Below are 4441 nucleotides of genomic sequence, written 5' to 3' on the forward strand. Positions count from 1 at the left end.
GCGTGACGCCCCTCGGCAGCCGTCCCGCGGCGAAATTCAAATACTCCAGCACGCGCGAACGCGCCCAGTAGATGTCGGTGCCGTCCTCGAAAATCACATAGACGAACGAGGCGCCGAAGAAGGAAAACCCGCGCACCACCTTGGATTTCGGTACCGACAACATCGCTGTCGTCAACGGATAGGTGACCTGGTCCTCGACCACCTGCGGCGCCTGCCCCGGCACGTCGGTGTAGATGATGACCTGCACGTCGGAGAGATCGGGCAAGGCGTCGAGCGGCGTCTTCAAAACGGCATGGATGCCGGCAAGGGTAACGAAGATCGTGGCGATGACGACGAGGAACTTGTTGCGCGCCGACCAGCCGATGAGGGCATTCAGCATCTCAGTGGCCCTGGTGTGGCGATGGCGCTGCCGCCGGCGCCGTCGGCTTTGTCGCCGCGCCGGCATCCATCTTCGTGATCACCCATTCGCCGGGCTTGCGCTCGACGAACTCGATACTGACCGCGCTGCCCGGCTTGATCTTGTCGGTCAGCGACGGATTGGCCAGCATGAAGTCCATGGTCATTCCCGGCCACTTGAGGCTTGGCACCGGGCCGTGCGTCACGGTCACGCTGCCGGCCTTGGCGTCGACGGCATCGAGCGTACCGGCGGCCTGATGGCTGACCTCGCTCCTGCCACCCGTGCCGGTCGCCGCCGGCGTACTGCCGGGAGCAGGCGCAAATCCTCCCAGTGCCGCCTTCAGGTTGCTTTCGGCATCGATCAGGAAGTTCGCCGTGACCACCACCGTATCGCCAGCGCCGACTCCCTCGCGTATTTCGACATACTCATCGCTGCGCGTGCCGAGCTTGACCGCGCGCGGCTCGAAGCGACCGGCACCTTTCTCGATCAGCACGATCTGCCGCGTGCCGCTGTCGATCACCGCCGACAGCGGCACCGTCACGACCTTGTCACGTCCGCCCACGGCGAATTCGACGCTGGCATACATGGCCGGCTTCAGCAGGCCGCCCGGGTTGGCCAGCTCGACGCGCACGGGAATCGTCCGCGTCTCGGCCGTAAGGCGGGGATAGATGTAGGCGATGGTTCCGCTGAAGCTCTTGTCGGGATAGGCGCTGATGGCCACCTTGACCTTCTGCCCGACCCTGAGCAGCGCGATGTCGCGCTCGAACACGTCGGCCAGCACCCAGACCGACGAGAGGTCGGCGATCTGGTACAGCATCTCGCCCGGCATGAAACGCATGCCGGCCACCGCCTTCTTCTCCAGCACCACGCCGCTTGCCGGCGAACGGAAAGTGAGCGTACGCTTCCCCTCGTCGCCCGCCGCCAGGGCCTTGATCTGCTCTTCGGATATATCCCAGTTGCGCAGCCGGACAAGGCTGGCCTCGGACAACTGACGCATGCCGGACTGCATTTCCGCGCTCGCGTCCTTCAACGCCGCGGCACCCTTGGCCGCAACCACATATTCGCGCTGCGCCGAAACCAGCTCCGGGCTGTACACCTCGAACAGCGGCTGCCCCTTGGCGACCGGCTGCCCGGTGGAATTGACGTGCAGACGCTCGACCCAACCCTCGAACTTCGGCGCCACGTTGTGCAGGCGGCGCTCGTCGATCTCGATGCGGCCGGCGGCCGTCACCTGCCGCGCCAGTTCGCGCAACGCGGCCGGCTCGGTCTTGACGCCCAGCTTCTGCACCTTCTCGGTGCTTATTTTCACTTCGCCAGACGCCGCGCCCTCCTCCTCGCCCTCATAGACCGCGATGTAGTCCATTCCCATCGAGTCCTTTTTCGGCACCGGCGAGGTATCCGGCAGGCCCATCGGATTGCGGTAGTAGAGCAGCTTGCGCGGTGCCGCCGCGGCGGGAGCGGCGGTGGTCGCCGGGGCGGCGGCGATCGCCGTGTCGCCAGCGCCGACTATTGGCGCCCTGCCCAGCCAGTACCCGCCGCCGACGGCCAGCAACAGGGCCGCGAGCGCGACCGGAATCTGATATTTCATAGTTCCTCTCCCACCAATTTCTCGATTTCGGCCAAGCGAATTTGCTGGTCGCCGCGTGCCTTGACGAGTTCGCCGCGGGCGCGGCGCAGTTGCCGGTGCGCGTCGAGTACGGCGGAAAAATCGGCGCGGCCGTTTTCGTAAGCGGCCAGTGCGGCGTTCAGGTTCAGTTCGGCCTGCGGCAGCAACCCGGTGCTCACGAGCACTTCCAGCTTGTGCGCAACATCGAGGCCGGCCACGCTTTCGGTGAGTTCGGCCAGCGTCTGGTTGAGATTGCCCTGGCGACGCAGGCGTGCCGCTTCCAGATTCAACTCGGCCTCGCGCTCCTGCGCGCGGCGGCTGTCGCGCTGCAGCGGAATATTGATCTCGAACATCAACTCCCATTCGCTGACCCGGTTGCGCATCTGTGTCGGCGCCACGCCCACATTCACGTCCGGATAGCGGTTGCGCTCGACCAGATCGCGCCCCTTCTCGGCACCAACGACGCGCGCGTCATCGGCGGCCAGTTGCGGATTGTTGGCGCGCAGCCTTGCCTCGAGCGCGGCGATGTCCAGCTTCGCCACCGGTGGCAGCGGGCGCAGCTTCTCCGGCGGGCGCAGCTTGACGTTTTCGGGGCGCCCGAGCAAAGCACGTATGCGCGCGCTGGCCTGGGCGCTCTCGCCTTCGAGCATGACCAGATCGGTCTCCATGGCAATGATCTCGGATTGCGCGCGCAGGGCATCCTGCTGGCTGCCGAAGCCGCTGGCGTAACGGGTGCGGGCGATCTCGGCAACGCGCCGCATCAGGTCGAGATTCTCCTGCGCGTAACGGATGCTGATCAGATGCACGTGATGCTGGGCGTAGGTCAGTTTGATGCGGGTGGCCAGATCGAGCCAGCCGGCGCGCGTCCGTGCCTGCGCTTCGTCGGCGCCGGCGCCGGCCATCTCGCGACGCAGATCGCGCTTGCCAAACCAGGGCAGGCTCTGACTGACCACGTAGCGCGTGCTGCCGATGCGCGGCGGCAGGAGGTTGGCGCTGGCGTCGCGGCCCTCGTTGGTGACGTCGCGCAACTCGGTGCGCAGCATCGGGTCGGGCAGCGCGCCGGCGGGCTCGATCCGCGCCGCGGCGGCCTCGGCTTCGGCACGCAGCGCAGCGAACTCGGGATGGCGGCCGCGGGCAAACTCGAGCAGGCTCTCGACTTGACCGCCGATGACCATCTCGGGTTCCGCAGCGCCGCTGGGCCCGCCCGCGAGCAGCAGCATCGCGAGCAGGACAGGGACGGGGCGCATGGCCCTACTTCGCCGCTTCGACGCGAACGACGGAGTACTGGCCGCCCTTCTCCTCGGCGCGGAAGCGCACCTTGTCGCCCTCCTTGACCGCCGCCGGCACGACGCCTTTCTTGAAGGCGAAGGTCATGGTCATGGCGCCCATGCCGAGATTCTCGATCGGGCCATGGGTTATGGTGACGCTGCCCGCTGCCCGGTCGAGTCGTCTGACCGTGCCTTCGGACAGTGGCTTGCTGGCAGTCTTCGCCGGCGCGGCGGTCTGCATGGAACGATCCTGGGCGATGGCAGGGGGCAGGACAAAGGCGAAAGCAGCCGTCGCGACGGCGCACAAAACAGGGTGCTTCATGGAAATCTCCCGAAAGACAGACAACGCGCGGCAGGGCCAAGCCCCGCCGACCCGACAGAAATGTCAGGTGCTGCTTCGAGGAGGATGCTGCGGGGGTTCGCCGATATGGCTCGGAGAAACCGCGGTCGCCGGCAGCGCGTAGTCGTTGGCGGCGGGCATCAGGCCCGTCGCCAACGGTGCGCTGGGCATGAAGCCGGCGCACGCCAGATGGCAGATTTCGCAATTATCGCAGCCCGCATCGTGCGCGGCCTGGTCCGGGGCCGCTGTCTCGTGGGCAGCATGGCAAGGCATCGCGGCATCCGGCTGTTCCGCCGCAACGGAGGCCTGGCCGTGCTCCTGCGCATGCCGGCACACCGGCATGGACACCGCCGCCATGGTCTGCACGGGCAGCCACAGCGCGGCGAAAAGCAGCAGGACGCGGGCGAAACGGTAATTCACGGCGCAAAGATTACGCTTGGCCGGCCGACAGCGCAAGCCGGCGCGTCAATCGTCTTCTTCCTTGAGCTTGAAGCTGGCGGCGAGTTTCTGCTGCACCTGGGGCGGCACCTGCGCATGCCGCGCGAACTCGATGCTGTAGGCGCCCTGGCCACCGGTCATCGACTTCAGGCGCGAGGCGTAGTCGGTGATCTCGGCCAGCGGCACCTCGCCGGTGATCGAAGCGGTACCGCCGGGCCGCGGGCTGGTGCCGGTGATATGGCCACGCCGGCTCGACAGGTCGCCGGTGAGGTCGCCGATCGCGCCCTCGGGGGCGACGATCTCGATCGAGACGATGGGCTCGAGCACGATCGGGCCTGCGGCGCGAATTGCTTCCACGGTCGCCTTGCGGCCGGCGGTGACGAAAGCCACGT

Annotated in this window: 5 protein-coding genes and 1 pseudogene; all 6 read right to left on the reverse strand. The window is 67.0% G+C overall.

The window, feature by feature from the left end; genetic code table 11:
* A partial coding sequence (locus tag WC493_RS21745; protein ID WP_373068462.1) for an efflux RND transporter permease subunit occupies positions 1-379 on the reverse strand: 379 nt, incomplete at its 3' end.
* Between the two features lies 1 nt (position 380).
* Positions 381-1985, reverse strand: coding sequence for an efflux RND transporter periplasmic adaptor subunit (locus WC493_RS21750; RefSeq protein WP_373068464.1), 1605 nt, complete (start codon positions 1983-1985; stop codon positions 381-383).
* On the reverse strand, positions 1982-3250 hold the full coding sequence (locus WC493_RS21755; protein WP_373068466.1) for a TolC family protein: 1269 nt from the start codon (positions 3248-3250) through the stop codon (positions 1982-1984). The genes WC493_RS21750 and WC493_RS21755 overlap by 4 nt, the downstream gene beginning before the upstream one ends.
* 4 nt (positions 3251-3254) lie before the next feature.
* Positions 3255-3593, reverse strand: a complete 339-nt coding sequence (locus WC493_RS21760) for a copper-binding protein (protein WP_373068468.1) — start codon at positions 3591-3593, stop codon at positions 3255-3257.
* Positions 3594-3656: 63 nt separating this feature from the next.
* On the reverse strand, positions 3657-4031 hold the full coding sequence (locus tag WC493_RS21765) for a hypothetical protein (protein ID WP_373068470.1): 375 nt from the start codon (positions 4029-4031) through the stop codon (positions 3657-3659).
* A 45-nt stretch (positions 4032-4076) separates the two neighbouring features.
* Positions 4077-4441: pseudogene (fusA, locus tag WC493_RS21770) on the reverse strand (elongation factor G); the annotation flags it as partial.

Source organism: Zavarzinia sp. (assembly GCF_041650655.1).
Classification (GTDB): domain Bacteria; phylum Pseudomonadota; class Alphaproteobacteria; order Zavarziniales; family Zavarziniaceae; genus Zavarzinia.

Excerpts from the sequence above, each read along its gene's own strand:
- WC493_RS21750 (WP_373068464.1), bottom strand. The coding sequence starts at position 1,985 with ATGAAATATCAGATTCCGGTCGCGCTCGCGGCCCTGTTGCTGGCCGTC.
- WC493_RS21760 (WP_373068468.1), bottom strand. The coding sequence starts at position 3,593 with ATGAAGCACCCTGTTTTGTGCGCCGTCGCGACGGCTGCTTTCGCCTTT.
- WC493_RS21755 (WP_373068466.1), bottom strand. The coding sequence starts at position 3,250 with ATGCGCCCCGTCCCTGTCCTGCTCGCGATGCTGCTGCTCGCGGGCGGG.